Origin of the sequence: Dehalogenimonas sp. THU2, assembly GCF_039749495.1 — a bacterium.
Lineage (GTDB): Bacteria > Chloroflexota > Dehalococcoidia > Dehalococcoidales > Dehalococcoidaceae > Dehalogenimonas.
In genome coordinates this window covers 133,228-148,926 of sequence record NZ_JBDLLU010000001.1, presented here as the reverse complement: position 1 = coordinate 148,926, position 15,699 = coordinate 133,228, and the positions used below count along the sequence as shown (strand labels likewise).

Genomic DNA, 15,699 nt, shown 5'->3' with positions numbered 1-15,699 from the left:
ATCGGTGTTCACTGAAGACGACCTCCTCCCCATCTCCGCCCTGCAGCACCTGGCGTTCTGTGAGCGGCAGGCGGCGCTTATCCACCTGGAAGGCGAATGGCAGGAGAACAAGCTGACCGTGGAAGGCCACGGCCTGCATGACAAGGTGCATGAGGATGACGCCGAGGTTCGCAATGGCGTGAGACTTGTGCGCGGTCTGCGGGTGCGTTCACTCGAATTCGGGTTGGTCGGAGCCATAGACATGCTTGAGTTGACTCCGGTTGATAGTGCGGAGGCCGGCGGTGTTGCGCTGCCCGGCCTCCGGGGCCGCTTTCTCCCGTACATCGTCGAGTACAAGCGCGGCCGGCCTAAGTTGGATCATTGCGATGAGATCCAGTTATGCGCCCAGGCGCTCTGCTTGGAAGAGATGCTCGGAGCCAGCATCGCCGAAAGCGCGTTCTTCTATGGAACGCCGCGGCGGCGGCATGCAGTGACCCTGGACATGGACTTAAGAGCGGAGACCGGGCGGTTGGCGGTTCGTCTTCGCGAGATCATTGATTCCGGGCAGACTCCTCCGCCTGAGTACGCTCCCAGATGCCAGAACTGCTCGCTCATTGACCTGTGCCTGCCGCAAGCGCCTCGGCAGGAAGGCAGTGTCTCGCGTTACCTGAAGAGGACGATCAACGAGGTTACCAGTGAAGAAACTGCTTAACACACTTTATGTCATGACATCCGGTAGTTATCTATCGCGTCAGGGGGAAACGGTGGTGGTCCGGCAGGATGACGAGATAAAACTTCAACTACCAATCCACACCCTGTCGGCCATCATGTGTTTCGGCCAGGTGAGTGCCAGCGCGCCGCTTCTGGGCTTTTGCGCTGCCCGCAAGGTGACCGTTTCTTTCTTCAGTATGTCGGGACGGTTCATGGCGCGCATGGTAGGTCCCGTATCTGGTAACGTGCTGCTCAGAAAAGCCCAGTACCGCCGCGCCGATGATCAGGCGTTTACCGCCGATATCGCCCGCAGCTTCATCCTGGCCAAGATCGCCAACTGCCGTACCGTACTGTTGAGAGCATCCAGGGAAAGAATAGGAGACACAGTTCTGGCCGGGGCCGCCGACGACCTGAAGACTCATCTGCTTAATCTTTCGGAACCGATCGCTCTTGATCGTATCCGGGGCAAGGAAGGGGATGCCGCCCGTACCTACTTCAGCGTCTTCGACCGTTTAATCACTTCTCAAAAAGAAGCTTTCGTCTTTCACGAGAGAAGCCGCCGTCCGCCCCTTGATAACATCAACGCGTTACTCTCATTCGTCTATACCCTGTTGGCGCACGACGTGGCGTCGGCGCTGGAGGGCGTCGGTCTCGATCCCGCTGTTGGTTTTCTTCATCGCGACCGTCCGGGGCGGCCGGGCTTGGCCCTCGATATCATGGAGGAGTTACGGCCCTTCACCGCCGACCGCCTGGTCCTTTCACTCATCAACTTGCGCCAGATAAAAGCCGAAGGCTTCGAAAAAACAGCTTCCGGTGCGGTTCAGATGAACGACGCCACCCGCAAGATAGTACTCACCGAATACCAGAAGAAGAAACAGGAAGAAATCAGGCACCCGTTTCTCAACGAAAAAGTGGTCGTCGGACTCCTGCCGCACATTCAGGCGATGCTTCTTGCCCGGTATTTGCGGGGAGACCTCGACGGCTATCCGGCCTTTATCTTCCGGTAAAGGATATGTGCACCTTAACAACTGAATACCAACAGTGGAATAGGAGCGAATAATGCTGGTACTGATCACCTACGACGTAAGCACCGAGACCACAGAAGGCCGCCGGCGGCTGCGCCAGGTGGCTAAAACATGTCTCAACTATGGCCAGCGGGTTCAGAATTCGGTTTTCGAATGCTTGGTTGACCCGGCTCAACTGGCGTCGCTACGCCAGCAGCTACTCAAGGAGATAGACACCAGTGAGGACAGCCTCCGATTCTATTTTCTTGGTAAGAACTGGAAACCGAGGATAGAACACGTCGGCATCAGCGAACCCTACGACCCGGAAGGCCCCCTCATAGCCTGAGTTCGCGTACCTGTAGCGGTAAGTCCCCTAAAGCTGAGGTACGCGAGCTTTGGCGGTACCCCCAACCATCAAGCGCAAAGCTGACACATACTTCCCTTTTTGCTACAATAATCTATGTGTACGTTTGTTAGTACGGTCGCCCCCCACGCGGGGGTGTGAATTGAAACAGCGATTGGAAATTCCATTGACCAGTCGTCCAGTGTCGCCCCCCACGCGGGGGTGTGAATTGAAACAGCACAACGCGACGGTGAGTCATGCCTAATCTGCGTCGCCCCCCACGCGGGGGTGTGAATTGAAACTCAAAGGTGGAGTGGTCTATTCCTTCCCCAACGTCGCCCCCCACGCGGGGGTGTGAATTGAAACTAAAGTGACGATTCGGGGTAACATCTATTACATAAGTCGCCCCCCACGCGGGGGTGTGAATTGAAACTCTACTCGCTTGTTTTAATAGGTCTTTCGGCACCGGTCGCCCCCCACGCGGGGGTGTGAATTGAAACGGAAACGCCGCCAATAGATTGCCAAGCATGGGGGATGTCGCCCCCCACGCGGGGGTGTGAATTGAAACTTTGCGCTCTTGAACGCTTGCAATCGTGTCTTTAAGTCGCCCCCCACGCGGGGGTGTGAATTGAAACGGGGGGTACCCTAGCATGGTCTGTCCCCTTTTCTGCCGTCGCCCCCCACGCGGGGGTGTGAATTGAAACTTGAGTTCGTTCTCTTGGCCGCCTGTCTCTACAATGTCGCCCCCCACGCGGGGGTGTGAATTGAAACTTTAACATTCTATTAGCAGCGACAGGTGCTGAAACGTCGCCCCCCACGCGGGGGTGTGAATTGAAACATCCTCTAGTGTTAAATCATTTGTCATCATTACTCGTCGCCCCCCACGCGGGGGTGTGAATTGAAACTGGATGACCACGCCGATAGCGTCACGGTGAGCCAGGTCGCCCCCCACGCGGGGGTGTGAATTGAAACCTCCGGTAGAACCGATACAGCGTCCTTATAAGTCGAGTCGCCCCCCACGCGGGGGTGTGAATTGAAACGGATTGCTAAGGGGCTTATCACATAATGCTAACGTCGCCCCCCACGCGGGGGTGTGAATTGAAACTTGTTCATCGGATCGACAACCGCGCCGCCGCATCGAGTCGCCCCCCACGCGGGGGTGTGAATTGAAACCCCGTTGCCGGCGTCGATGTACCAGCCGTCGAACGTCGCCCCCCACGCGGGGGTGTGAATTGAAACCTGGTGCAACGTGACGGGGAAAGCTGTCTAAAGTCGCCCCCCACGCGGGGGTGTGAATTGAAACCATGCCAATTATTACCGGGTATAACGGGTATGTTAGTCGCCCCCCACGCGGGGGTGTGAATTGAAACTGGTTTTCCACCGCGATTGAGGCGGCAGGTTGAGCAAGTCGCCCCCCACGCGGGGGTGTGAATTGAAACTCGGTCTATCTGGTGCTGGCGGCTATCATCGGCTTGTCGCCCCCCACGCGGGGGTGTGAATTGAAACTGCTCTGATTGCCGCTTCTCTGCGGTCAATCCAGTCGCCCCCCACGCGGGGGTGTGAATTGAAACGCTGAAATGGTCGCTTGGTTGCGTAAATTATAAGCGTCGCCCCCCACGCGGGGGTGTGAATTGAAACTTGAGTAGCATATCCCATGCGCGGGTCTTGAGGTCGTCGCCCCCCACGCGGGGGTGTGAATTGAAACTCCGCGCTGGTGGATGACGATGGTGAATTCGGCAGTCGCCCCCCACGCGGGGGTGTGAATTGAAACTTTGCAATCTTCATTGGCAAGGATACCGCCCGGAGTCGCCCCCCACGCGGGGGTGTGAATTGAAACCCTCGGATACTGTACGGTGCCGTGAGCGAATTTCGTCGCCCCCCACGCGGGGGTGTGAATTGAAACTGAACCTCATGGTGGAAAAGCTGACCAAGCGGAAGTCGCCCCCCACGCGGGGGTGTGAATTGAAACTATCGCCGGTTCTGGAAATCGTCTTTGAACTGTTGTCGCCCCCCACGCGGGGGTGTGAATTGAAACTCGGTCCCTTGCTTACCTGTCGACGGCGGGGCTTTGTCGCCCCCCACGCGGGGGTGTGAATTGAAACTGAGAACCATTTATGACTTAGGATAAAGAAGGCCACGTCGCCCCCCACGCGGGGGTGTGAATTGAAACGGGTGATGGCCATTACCACGGGCACGAGCGGCATGTCGCCCCCCACGCGGGGGTGTGAATTGAAACTTCATCAGTGACAGTCATTTTTCTCAAACCTTTTTGAGTCGCCCCCCACGCGGGGGTGTGAATTGAAACATAGCTACCTCGGGGAGTTGTTTTACCCTTGGCCGTCGCCCCCCACGCGGGGGTGTGAATTGAAACAAAAAAGAGAACTGAAGCCTGAACCGGAACCGGTAAGTCGCCCCCCACGCGGGGGTGTGAATTGAAACATATACAAATCGGTTTTGGGTAAGAATATACGATGTCGCCCCCCACGCGGGGGTGTGAATTGAAACCATGAGATGTTTCTCTTTACAATGGCCTTTGTAGGAGTCGCCCCCCACGCGGGGGTGTGAATTGAAACTGGACAATCGATCAACGTATCGCCAGAGACACAGGTCGCCCCCCACGCGGGGGTGTGAATTGAAACAGTTGATCGGTTCATCTGTGTCTCCTATTAGTTTCGTCGCCCCCCACGCGGGGGTGTGAATTGAAACTCTTGCAATCGTAATTGTGCGTCCGTGCCGCCAGTCGCCCCCCACGCGGGGGTGTGAATTGAAACTGGATTGTCTATATGTACCCCGCGCCGAAAGGTAGTCGCCCCCCACGCGGGGGTGTGAATTGAAACCTTACTTTAAGGATGCGGACTATCGCCCTGGTGACGGAGTCGCCCCCCACGCGGGGGTGTGAATTGAAACCGGGAAATAGTTGACGTACTGGCGGCGGATGTCCTCGTCGCCCCCCACGCGGGGGTGTGAATTGAAACTTGCTCCCCCTGTGTTTATTTTTGGCTTCCACGATGTCGCCCCCCACGCGGGGGTGTGAATTGAAACCGGGGAGGCGATGAAGGCGTCGACGACCAGGTCGATGTCGCCCCCCACGCGGGGGTGTGAATTGAAACCGGCGGCAAAGGATGCCCTTGTTCATCCTCTTCAGTCGCCCCCCACGCGGGGGTGTGAATTGAAACTATCGGAGACGCGACAGGTATAACGTTCGAATATTGTCGCCCCCCACGCGGGGGTGTGAATTGAAACAATGTAGCTTCTGCCCCTTCACGCCGATACTCTGTCGCCCCCCACGCGGGGGTGTGAATTGAAACTATTTTATCCGGTAGCTTCTCATTGGTGGTCATGGTCGCCCCCCACGCGGGGGTGTGAATTGAAACCTGAGAACTGGTGCGGCCCGTCAAGTCTGCCCGCGTCGCCCCCCACGCGGGGGTGTGAATTGAAACAAGTTATCGGGCGTCAAGCCGGTAGCGCCTTACAGGTCGCCCCCCACGCGGGGGTGTGAATTGAAACAGCATTAGCCCCATTGGGTTATGCGGGCGGCGTTTGTCGCCCCCCACGCGGGGGTGTGAATTGAAACAGTGAAGTAATGGACGTTATTGACGAGGCTTGTATGTCGCCCCCCACGCGGGGGTGTGAATTGAAACCATCTGAATAACGTGAGAGTTGAACTGATTGAAAGGTCGCCCCCCACGCGGGGGTGTGAATTGAAACCGGGGAACACTTAGACCAGCGCAACGCCGCCGACGTCGCCCCCCACGCGGGGGTGTGAATTGAAACTTTGTGCGTGCGGCTGTGGACAACTGTTAAGCCCTGTCGCCCCCCACGCGGGGGTGTGAATTGAAACTCGGTCAACGAGGACGACGATCTCATCTGCATGACCGTCGCCCCCCACGCGGGGGTGTGAATTGAAACCTGGAGCAGTTGATTGGTGTGCTTGATCTGGTCTGTCGCCCCCCACGCGGGGGTGTGAATTGAAACTCCCAAATCTTGAAGAAGCCAGCGCCGGCAGCGCCGAGGTCGCCCCCCACGCGGGGGTGTGAATTGAAACTCAAGTTTATATTCCAGCGTGTCTCGCCTGACCTCAAGTCGCCCCCCACGCGGGGGTGTGAATTGAAACATCTATCGCCTTGCCAATGTTGAGCGATTTCGGGTGTCGCCCCCCACGCGGGGGTGTGAATTGAAACATCAGCTGTCTCAGTCGGCAGGGCAGCATATCCGAGGTCGCCCCCCACGCGGGGGTGTGAATTGAACCCCCGGATTACATTGACCGCAACGGGATTGCACATGTCGCCCTGTGAATAACCACCAACATTGACCCACCCTAAAAACCAAATACGCTACCACTACCGCAAACAAACTTCCGAAGCGCGAATTACCCGTAATAAAGCCAGCCGTATCTCCAGACCGGTTCGTTCCCCGTGTCCACAACTGATAGCTGAAATTATTTATTTTCCAAACCCGCCAAAATCCTATTTACTTTCTCCCCCGTCCCGGTGTATCATATGTTCTCCGATAGATGTTTGACATGAGAGATTTGCTGATTTATGAGTTTCACCGCTTACCCCGCCTCACCCGCACCCGCCCGTATCGCCGCTGAAACGGAATTGTTTCCTTTGTTTCTTCTTCCGGGATCAATTCACGGCCGGCGGCTGACGCTCTTCCGGTGTCTTTTTCCCGGCAAGCATTTTGCCATATTCCGCTCCCGGGTTCTAATCATTCCATCGTGCCTGAAGCTGCGAAAATGGGATTTGTTTCGATTTGTTTCTGCACTTTACTTATCAAAAGGTACACCAAAGTATTCATTCCCCTGCAATTTTCTCAGCTGAAAAGAGGTTCGTTTCTGCACTTTGGAAAACGACTCAAAATATTTTTCAGCAAATCATCTACGTATCGCTCATCTTTATCCCCCACACTGTGAGATGATTGGAGTTTTTTTATTTTGGATAACGTTTCGGATTTCTATATTCGGCTTGCCCTGAGCGTGTCGAAGGGATTTCGGATTTGGCGCCCCTCCGTCACCCATTGGTAGTATTGGAGTTGGTAGTATTGGTAATATTGGTAGTATTCGCCTCCCTTGTCCCTTATAATTAAACATATGACTGACTTCAATCTGGTGTCCGATTTCGGTCTGATGGGCGACCAGCCCCAGGCCGTGGAAAAACTCACTCGCGGCCTCGCCGATGGTCTCCGGGATCAGACGCTGCTGGGCGTCACCGGGTCGGGCAAGACCTTCACCATGGCCAATATCATCGCCCGCAGCGGCCGCCCGGCGCTGATCATCTCTCATAATAAGACGCTCGCCGCCCAGCTCTACTCCGAGTTCCGGGAATTTTTCCCCAACAACGCCGTCGAGTATTTCGTCAGCTACTACGATTACTACCAGCCGGAGGCCTATGTCCCTTCCAAGGATATGTACATCGAGAAGGACTCCGATATCAACGAGGAGATCGACAAGCTGCGACATGCCGCCACCCGTTCACTCCTGTCGCGGCGCGATGTCATCATTGTGGCCTCGGTGTCCTGCATCTACGGCCTGGGCGAGCCTGAGGAGTATTCCAAATTCGTCCTCAACCTGGAAAAAGGCGCAAGCTATGTCAGGAGCGACATCCTCCGCCGTTTGATCGATATGCAGTACGAGCGTAACGACATCGATTTTTCCCGCTCGAAGTTCCGGCTCCGCGGCGATACCCTGGAATTACAGCCGGCTTACGAGGAAACCGCCATCCGGGTGGAGTTCTTCGGCGATGAGATCGAACGCATGGTGCGCATCGACCCGCTGACCGGTGAGATGCTGGAAGAACTCAAGATGGTGGACATCTACCCGGCCAAGCACTTCGTCACCTCTCCGGAGAAGCTGTCCACCGCCATTCACGCCATCCGCGACGAGATGATCGCCCGCACTGCCCAGCTCAAAGGCGAGGGTAAACTGCTGGAAGCGGCGCGGCTGGAGCAGCGCACCAATTACGATCTGGAGATGCTGGAGCAGGCAGGGTACTGCAACGGCGTCGAGAACTATTCCCGGCACCTGGCGGGACGGCCGGCCGGTTCCTCGCCGTGGACGTTGCTCGATTATTTTCCGAAAGACTTCCTGATGTTCGTGGACGAATCCCATATGTCGCTGCCCCAGATCCGCGGCATGTATAACGGCGACCGGGCGCGCAAGGAAACGCTGGTCGATTACGGTTTCCGCCTGCCTTCAGCCCTGGATAACCGCCCGCTCAACTTCTCCGAGTTCCGCCAGCGCGTGGAACAAGCCATATACGTCTCTGCGACGCCGGGTCCGTATGAGAAGGAGCACTCGCAGCAGACCGTCGAGCAGGTGGTCCGGCCGACCGGTCTTCTGGAGCCGATCATCGAGGTCAAGCCGACCAAGGGACAGATCGACGACCTGCTGGAGCAGATCAAACTGCGGGTCGATCGCGGCGAGCGTTGCCTGGTGACCACCCTGACCAAGAAGCTGGCCGAGAAGCTATCCGAATACATCACCGAGGCCGGCGTCAAAACGCAGTACCTCCATTCCGAGGTCGAAACCTTCGAACGGGTGGAAATCCTGCGCGACCTGCGCCTTGGCGTTTACGATGTCATCGTCGGCATCAACCTGTTGCGCGAAGGCCTCGACCTCCCGGAGGTATCCCTCGTCGCCATCCTCGACGCCGACAAGGAAGGCTTCCTCCGCAGCGAATGGGCCCTCATCCAGACGATGGGCCGTGCGGCGCGGCACGTGGACGGCCGGGTCATCATGTACGCCGACTCCATCACCGGCAGCATGGAGCGCGCTATCGCCGAGGTTAAGCGCCGCCGCGAGATCCAGGAAGCCTATAATATCGAGCACTGCATCACCCCGCAGGGCATCCGCAAGGCCATCAAGGACATCACCGAGCGCGTCCGCGTCGCCGCCGCCGGTGTCGCCGAGCAGCCCGCCGACAGCTATAAAGCCATGCCGCTAACCAAGGAAGACCTGGCCCGCCTCATCCGCGAACTGGAGACCCAGATGAAGAAATCAGCCAAACTGATGGATTTCGAACGCGCCGCCCTCCTCCGCGACCGCATCATCGAACTCAAACGTGAACTTATCGTACCGGAGGCAAAACCCCATGACCGACGATAATGGTAGAATGTTTGAAACCCGCCAGGAACGCCGGGAGAAGAAACGGCAGGCGAAGAAATCGCAGATGACTCATCACGGCAAGTCGATTGCGATCATCTACAAGAAAAGCATCGAAAAACGGGCGGTGGAGAATAAACCGGAATGACGGACGAGTCTCACTTCGACATCAACAAAGCCTCCCACCTCGATAACGAAGGGCGGATACGGGAGTTGCGGATACCGGAGCTTCTGAAGGATATCGGCGGCGTCATGGGTGGCATGACCTGCGTGGACCTTGGGGCCGGTACCGGTACCTTCGCCCTCCGAATAGCCGCCAGGGTGGGTGAAAAAGGCAAGGTTTTCGCCATAGACGACAGCGCCGCCATGCTGAGCATACTCAAGTCCCGCAAGCCGCCGCCGCAAATCGTCCCGGTTCAATCCGATTTCACCGCCACCGGCCTAGATAGCGGCATCGCCGATTTCTGCCTGGCGGCATTTATCCTGCATGAGACCAAAGAACCCCAGAAAATCCTCGATGAGGCTTTCAGGTTGTTGAAGCCGGGCGGCCGTCTGCTGGCGGTGGAGTGGCGGGCGGAGTTCGATTCACCCGGCCCGCCTCAGCGGATTCGTATCTCACCGGAGAAAATGGAAGCAATGTTCCGGCAGGCGGGATTCAAGGACTTCACCCACCAGAACTGGACGGAAAAACACTACTACGGAACAAGCGAAAAAACCCAATAACCAAAAGTTTGAAATTTAGTGCTTGATATTTGGAATTTGTTTAGAGTTTAGATATTAGAATTTTGGTGTTAGGCTTTCGGCTCTCCCTCCGGAGGATGTGGCCTTACCACCAGCACCGGCATGGTGCAATACTGCATGATCTTCTCGGTCACACTGCCGAACACCCAGCGTGTCAGCCCGGACAAGCCGTGGGTGGACATGGCAATAAGGTCGATGCCGTTCTCATTGGCGTAATTCAGGATCAGATCGACCGCGGCGCCGGTCTTGACCACCGTCGTGGTGGTTATGCCCTTCTCTCGCAGCTTCGCGGCACGGCGGCTTAAAAAGCCGGTGGCTTCGGCCTCGATCTCGGCATCGTCGATCGGCATGGTGTATGCGCCGAGACCGTCTATGCTCGGCATATAGCGCACCGGCTCCACCACCTGTATCAGGACAACCTCCGCGCCAAAAACAGGCGCCAGGTAAGCCACCAGGTCCAGGGCTGCCTGACCGATGCCTGATCCGTCCAGCGGCACCAGGATGCGATGGATGAGATGCTCCCGCTCCGGTGGCGGCGATTTAACCAGCAGCACCGGTTTTTCAGTGCCCGACAAAATCTTGTTGGCCGTTTTACCCACCTGGGAAGCGCCGAGCCCCGAGGCGCCGTGCGCGGCAAGGATGACCATGTCGGCTTCTTTTTCCAGGGTGAAGCGGATTATCTCATCAGGCGCTTTACCGTTTTGCAGGTATGTCTGCCATGTCCCGGCAAGATCCGGGTATTTTTCTTTGAGCCTGATATCCAGGTGCGTCAGATAGCTCTGGTAGAGGTTGGCGGTATCGGCCGCACCGCTTTCATCGACTGAGAGAAGGTTCAATCCGGCTCCGAACAGCTTCACCATGGTCAGGCCATAAGGCAGCGTGATCTCGGCGCCGTCGGAACCGTCCAAGGGGATTACCACTTGTTTGATATGCGTCATAGCCAACCTCTCACTCGTTTCAGGGCGATGGGCTCCGCGCCGGTACCAGCCAGCGTCTTAGTATATCATCCCTGTCTTGGTTCGGACACTTGAAACACTTATAATTGGGACAGCGAATCGAACGACAGCGAACGGAGTCACATGGAACGAGATAATCCGGCTTTAACCTGTTTCTGCTGCGGCGTTTGCTGCTCCAAATACCAGGTCCAGATGCCGCTCGAAGAAGCCCACCGTATCGCAGCGACTCTAGGCATCGGTTGGGAAGAGTTCCAAAGAGAATATCTTGACCCTGCCTGGCCCGGGGTCAGGACGGTTTTGGTCCGGCATGCTGGCGGCCACTGCCTTTTCCTGGAGCGCCAGCCCGACGAACGAGTCTTTTTCTGCCGCATCCAAGCCTTCAAACCGGCTTCGTGCATCGAATGGCAGGCGGACCTGTCCAAACAGGATTGCCGGGAAGGACTGGCATCCTGGCATTTATGCGTCGGAGCCACCGGTTGTATCGAGGGTGCCCCTTCCGACATCGAAGAATTCGATGCCTTGATCGACGCGCTTACCCGTTCTTAACGCCGTAGCTTCGACGTGGACGTCAGGCCGATCCGCCAGTCTTTATCACCGCATTCGTGGCATCATTTTCAAACTCCGACCTGGACAACGCGGTGAAAACCACCGCCGGTATGCCAGTGGGAAAAAACAGCAATATGCTGGCAATCGATCCCGCCAGCGCCAGTCCCCATGCCCTGCGACGCATGGCGTATACGCCGCCGAGAATAGCCAGAATGCTGAGCGCTATACCGATTAGCGCCATGACGATCATGAACGTGCCCATGAATTCAACGAAAGAGTCGATTTGAGCGGCGGTCATCGTCCCTTCCCATACGCCGGGATCGGACATGATTTCCTTCATCATCGGTATCATCGCCGGTGTAAAAAGGGATGAGAGCAGTCCAATAGCCCCCGATATAATAATCAGTATGCCTGCCGCTTGTGATTTATTACCCAATCGATTCTCCTGCTGCACCTAAATTAAATATACAGAACGAATTATGCCTTAAAAGAGGAAAATACGCCAAACTGACCGTGGGCTGAGGTTAGAGACCAGAATTTTCCGAGTATTTTTAAGCTACCTGAAACCGTCGTTGATCTGGTTCGTCTGGGAACTGAGGTACTTTTTCACTTCATTGGAATCATTGCAGTAGGCAAACAGCGTTTTTAAACTGATTTTGCCGCCCTTATATAGATCAGCCAGCGACTCATCAAGTGTAATCATGCCCATTTCCCGGTGCGTAGTTATGATGTTGTGGAGGTGATGTACCTTGCCTTCACGGATCATGTTCTTGACAGCCGGATTCGCCAGCAGTACCTCCACCGCCGCGACTCGACCTGCTCCATCACCACGGGGCACCAGTGTCTGGCAGACGACAGCCACCAGCAGAGAAGCCAACCGCGTTTCAGCGAGGTGGCGTTCATGAGGAGCAAACAGGTCGATTATCCGCTCGATCGCCTGGGGCGCGGAAGGCGCATGGGATGTGGATAATACCAGGTGCCCGGTTTCCGCCACCGACAGCACCGCCGCCGCGGTATCGGTATCTCGTATCTCCCCCAGCATGATCACATCCGGATTCTGTCGTAACACATGCCGTAAAGCCGCGGTATAAGACGCCGTGTCATCCCCGAGTTGGCGCTGGGTAATGGCGCATTTAATCCGATGGTGTATATATTCTACCGGGTCTTCGATGGTGATGATGTGATGCCCGCCCGTCTGATTCAGATGTTGTACCATCGCTGCTAAGGTAGTGCTTTTTCCGCTGCCGGTCGGACCGGTCACGAGTAGTAGACCCCGGGGCTGCTGCACCAGGTCTTTGAATATCTGAGGTAATTCCAACTCGTCTATGGTGGGAATCCGGGGCGGCAATAACCGGATTGCCAGACTCATACCGTTCAACTGCCGGGCGACGTTGCAACGCAGCCGGCCGCAGCCTTCCAGCGAATAAGCAAAATCCAGCTCTTTGTTTTGCAGAAATTTCTGACGTTGTTCTTCAGTGGTGAGTTGAGTCAGGGCTATGTCGATATCATGGGGCGTCAGTACCTGGTAGTCATCCATACTCTGCAACTCACCATCGATACGGAGCAGCGGCGGGCTGTCGATAACCAGCTGCAGGTCAGAGGCCTTCAGGTCATTGGCAGCGCGGAGAAGTTCCAGCACGTCCATATTTCAAGTGTAAACCCGCCAGGCATTCAATTGCAAGGGGTTTTGAAAAAATATTTTTCGGTTACCTTTTTAAACTCATGTCCCGGTTCCCTATCCTTGACATCAACATAGCCCCCACTTAAAATGCTCCTCGGGTGTAACCTTCTCATATATATATGTAATATTGCGATTGAGGGTATCAAATACAGCGCGGTAATAGAGAGAATAATCCAAATCGAACCCAATAGTAGATGCCGATTTTCGCATAATGCGTATCGATATGGAATTGGAAGGATCATAAATAGAATGGCAGACAACAGGGTAAAGATCGCAATCATCGGCGGCACCGGTCTCTATGACATCGAAGGCCTCACCGGCATTGAAGAGGTCAACGTCGATACGCCTTATGGCCCACCCAGCGATACCATTGTCATCGGCACCCTTAACGGCATTCGCGTTGCCTTTCTGCCCAGGCACGGCAAAGGTCACCGCCTCATGCCAACTGAGATTCCTGTACGGGCCAATATCTGGGCGCTGAAAAGCCTCGGCGTGGAACACATCATCGCCATCAACTCTGTCGGCAGCTTTAAACGGGAGGTCGCGCCGGGCCACCTTTTGATTCCCGATCAGCTTATCGACCGCACGAGCCGGCGGGAAAACACCTTCTTTGGCGATGGTGTCGTAGCGCATATCGGTTTCGCTGAGCCGTTCTGCCCGGATATGAGACGTCTGCTTTATAATTGCGCTATGGAAGCCGGGGCTACAGTGCATAACGGCGGCACTTACGTGGTCATGGAAGGCCCCGCTTTCTCTACCCGTGCCGAATCGAAACTGCATAAAAGCTGGGGCGCCGATGTCATCGGCATGACGGCGTTACCGGAAGCAAAGCTGGCTCGTGAGGCCGAGATTTGCTATGCCATTATCGCCTGTTCCACTGACTACGATGCATGGCATGAAGAAGACGCAGCTGTAACGGTAAACATGGTCATAGCCACCCTCAAAACCAACATGGAACTTTCCAAGCGCATCATCAGGTTAGCGATAGAAAAGCTGCCTGAGTTACGGGATTGTCCCTGCCCGACCGCCCTCCAAAACGCAATCGTCACCGACCCGAAAACAATCGCCCCGGACCGGAAGGAACACATGAAGCTCCTTATCGGCAAATATATCGGTTGATACCAGTCACAACTGGTTATTATTGACGACCATGTTTCCCCGATCACTGTTTTTGTGATTTAATAGGGGCAACGTCTATGAACGGAGACCAAATGGCAGACACCGAGTTCAACCTTACACCTACTATAATCGGCAGCATGCCTCACCGGGATCCGGCGGCCGCCTGCCGGCTTATCTCCCGTTATCTGACCGAACTTCCAGCCTGGCCGCAACTCCCCCAACGCTCCCCCCGTGAGTTTATGACCGCCCAATACGCCGAGGGTTTCCCCGGTATCAAGATCACCGATGAAGATGTATCGGTGGACCGGCAAGCTGGTTGGGAGCATGAACTGGAAGCCATTTACGGCGCTTATATCATCAGCGATACTGAAAAATACGGCATCAGCCCGGAGGCCGCCGCCGGCTTCCAGACCTTCCTCGAGATCCACCCCCCCTCCCCCCGCGGCGTCAAGGGCCAGGTGGAGGGACCGGTCAGCTGGGGACTATCGGTCAAGGATGAGTCCGGCGGATTGCTGATCTATGATGATGTTCTGGCTGAAGCCGCGGCTAAGCTCCTGTGTCTCAAGATCGCGTGGCAGGAGAAACAACTCCGGAACATTTCTCCCCGGACGGTCATCTTTCTGGACGAACCGGCACTTACCGCTTACGGTTCCGCTTACCTGCCGCTGTCCAAGGAACGTATACAACAGATGTTGACGGAAGTGTTGCAGGAAGTGAAAGGGCTCAAAGGTGTCCACTGTTGCGGCAATACCGATTGGACATTGTTGACCGATACCATCGTCGATATCATCAGTTTCGATGCTTACAATTACGGTGGTTCTCTTTCCCTTTATCCCAAAGAGATCAATCAATTTCTGGCCCGCGGCGGTGCCGTAGCCTGGGGCATCGCGCCCAACACCGATAAACTGGCGGAATCGGAGACAGTCGCCAGCCTGCAGGACCGCCTGGAAGAAACCATGGCTCCCTTCACCCGCCATGGAATTAATTTCCGTCAATTATTGCGGCAGGGGCTGATAACCCCAAGTTGCGGTATGGCCTATATGAGCGAGGATGGCGCGGAAAAAACTCTGCAACTGATGGTGGAACTCACCACCCGGATGAGAAGCCGCTACCTGTAACCCTTATATTTGGAATAAAACGCGAGGGAGGACATCCAAACATGAACAAGAAAAGACGTGTCGCCCAGGCGAAGAGTCTGAAAAGAAAGACAACACTCAAGAATCGGGCGCGTGCGGCGCGGATGCTGGAGACCGGTGGGCATGCAGTGGCAAAGCCGGCACGCACCAGGTATGAATTCGATGAAACCATCGCCGCGGCACCTGTGAAAGAGACCAAACCCAAAGCAGCGCCCAAACCTAAAGCGCTGGCGGCCGAAACCGAAACCGCGGTTGCGGAGAAACCCAAGGCCGCCAAAACCGTAAAACCCAAGGTGCCCGCCGAGGCCGCCGCTCCGGTCGAGGAAAAACCGAAAACCGCCAGGAAGACCACCAAAAAAGCCGAGGCGGAATAGTCCTCCA

At 56.0% G+C, this 15,699-nt stretch carries 13 protein-coding genes and 1 CRISPR repeat array; of the genes, 10 read left to right on the top strand and 3 right to left on the bottom strand.

Annotated elements, in window-relative coordinates; all coding sequences use genetic code 11:
- Positions 1-4: 4 nt before the first annotated feature.
- The 6 genes from cas4 (at position 5) to ABFB09_RS00750 (ending at position 9,862) form a co-directional block, all read left to right on the top strand.
- A complete protein-coding gene (gene cas4, locus ABFB09_RS00775) occupies positions 5-691 on the top strand; it encodes a CRISPR-associated protein Cas4 (protein ID WP_346999171.1) in 687 nt (228 codons plus the stop codon).
- Positions 675-1,697: a type I-C CRISPR-associated endonuclease Cas1c gene (cas1c, locus tag ABFB09_RS00770; protein WP_346999169.1), complete on the top strand. Its 1,023-nt coding sequence runs from the start codon at positions 675-677 to the stop codon at positions 1,695-1,697. Before cas4 ends, cas1c begins: the two co-directional genes overlap by 17 nt.
- A 52-nt stretch (positions 1,698-1,749) precedes the next feature.
- A complete protein-coding gene (cas2, locus tag ABFB09_RS00765) occupies positions 1,750-2,040 on the top strand; it encodes a CRISPR-associated endonuclease Cas2 (protein ID WP_346999167.1) in 291 nt (96 codons plus the stop codon).
- A gap of 135 nt (positions 2,041-2,175) precedes the next feature.
- Positions 2,176-6,286: direct repeats of the CRISPR family, unit length 32 nt; unit sequence GTCGCCCCCCACGCGGGGGTGTGAATTGAAAC.
- A gap of 843 nt (positions 6,287-7,129) precedes the next feature.
- On the top strand, positions 7,130-9,142 hold the full coding sequence (gene uvrB / locus ABFB09_RS00760; protein WP_346999165.1) for an excinuclease ABC subunit UvrB: 2,013 nt from the start codon (positions 7,130-7,132) through the stop codon (positions 9,140-9,142).
- On the top strand, positions 9,129-9,287 hold the full coding sequence (locus tag ABFB09_RS00755; protein ID WP_346999163.1) for a hypothetical protein: 159 nt from the start codon (positions 9,129-9,131) through the stop codon (positions 9,285-9,287). The genes uvrB and ABFB09_RS00755 overlap by 14 nt, the downstream gene beginning before the upstream one ends.
- A complete protein-coding gene (locus ABFB09_RS00750) occupies positions 9,284-9,862 on the top strand; it encodes a class I SAM-dependent methyltransferase (RefSeq protein WP_346999162.1) in 579 nt (192 codons plus the stop codon). The genes ABFB09_RS00755 and ABFB09_RS00750 overlap by 4 nt, the downstream gene beginning before the upstream one ends.
- 68 nt (positions 9,863-9,930) lie before the next feature.
- Here the strand turns inward: ABFB09_RS00750 and ABFB09_RS00745 are convergent, their stop codons facing one another.
- Complete coding sequence (locus ABFB09_RS00745) at positions 9,931-10,818, bottom strand: universal stress protein (protein ID WP_346999161.1); 888 nt, start codon at positions 10,816-10,818, stop codon at positions 9,931-9,933.
- A 141-nt stretch (positions 10,819-10,959) separates the two neighbouring features.
- On the opposite strand from ABFB09_RS00745, the gene ABFB09_RS00740 reads away from it, so the two are divergent.
- A complete protein-coding gene (locus ABFB09_RS00740; RefSeq protein WP_346999160.1) occupies positions 10,960-11,382 on the top strand; it encodes a YkgJ family cysteine cluster protein in 423 nt (140 codons plus the stop codon).
- 22 nt (positions 11,383-11,404) lie between these two features.
- On the opposite strand, the gene ABFB09_RS00735 is transcribed toward ABFB09_RS00740, so the two are convergent.
- Entirely contained in the window at positions 11,405-11,818 is a 414-nt protein-coding gene (locus ABFB09_RS00735; protein ID WP_346999158.1) for a hypothetical protein, read from the bottom strand.
- 120 nt (positions 11,819-11,938) lie between these two features.
- The gene (locus ABFB09_RS00730; protein WP_346999156.1) at positions 11,939-13,027 is read right to left on the bottom strand and encodes a PilT/PilU family type 4a pilus ATPase; all 1,089 of its coding nucleotides are present in this window, start codon (positions 13,025-13,027) and stop codon (positions 11,939-11,941) included.
- 285 nt (positions 13,028-13,312) lie between these two features.
- Here ABFB09_RS00730 and mtnP point away from each other — a divergent pair, with 285 nt between their 5' ends.
- The 3 genes from mtnP to ABFB09_RS00715 all read left to right on the top strand — a co-directional run bounded on the left by mtnP (position 13,313) and on the right by ABFB09_RS00715 (position 15,692).
- Positions 13,313-14,182, top strand: a complete 870-nt coding sequence (gene mtnP / locus ABFB09_RS00725; RefSeq protein ID WP_346999154.1) for an S-methyl-5'-thioadenosine phosphorylase — start codon at positions 13,313-13,315, stop codon at positions 14,180-14,182.
- Positions 14,183-14,274: 92 nt separating this feature from the next.
- Positions 14,275-15,300, top strand: a complete 1,026-nt coding sequence (locus ABFB09_RS00720) for a methionine synthase (RefSeq protein WP_346999153.1) — start codon at positions 14,275-14,277, stop codon at positions 15,298-15,300.
- 41 nt (positions 15,301-15,341) lie between these two features.
- Entirely contained in the window at positions 15,342-15,692 is a 351-nt protein-coding gene (locus ABFB09_RS00715) for a hypothetical protein (RefSeq protein WP_346999152.1), read from the top strand.
- Positions 15,693-15,699: the final 7 nt, after the last annotated feature.